The organism is Vibrio sp. 378, assembly GCF_033339435.1.
Window position 1 is genome coordinate 1 of the sequence record NZ_JAWOUO010001216.1, and the last position, 513, is coordinate 513.

Annotated in this window: 1 protein-coding gene; it reads right to left on the minus strand. The window is 58.1% G+C overall.

The genetic code is table 11. The features are described from left to right. The coding region (locus tag R7Q48_RS31220) for a recombinase family protein (RefSeq protein WP_318134304.1) at positions 1-165 on the minus strand (165 nt) is incomplete at its 3' end. Positions 166-513: the final 348 nt, after the last annotated feature.

Here is a 513-nt window from a genome sequence, read left to right on the forward strand (position 1 = left end):
GCCCTCGCGGACGAAGGCCAGCAGCCTTTCCAGCTCGGGACGCTGGGTGTCCTTGCCAGAAGCCTTGTCGGTGAACACCCGCGCCACCTGAACACCCTCCAATTGCCGTTCCGGGTTCTGGTCGAAGCTGCTGACGCGGACATAGCCGATGCGTTGACCTTGCAAGATGCCTCCAAAGGCAAAAGTGTCAGGATGAAATCTATTACCTTTGACGGAATATGTCAATCAATAGGAAATTTAACTCTATTCTGACATCGTTTGTCGTTTTCAGAAGACGGCTGCACTGAACGTCAGAAGCCGACTGCACTATAGCAGCGGAGGGGTTGGATCCATCAGGCAACGACGGGCTGCTGCCGGCCATCAGCGGACGCAGGGAGGACTTTCCGCAACCGGCCGTTCGATGCGGCACCGATGGCCTTCGCGCAGGGGTAGTGAATCCGCCAGGATTGACTTGCGCTGCCCTACCTCTCACTAGTGAGGGGCGGCAGCGCATCAAGCGGTGAGCGCACTCCG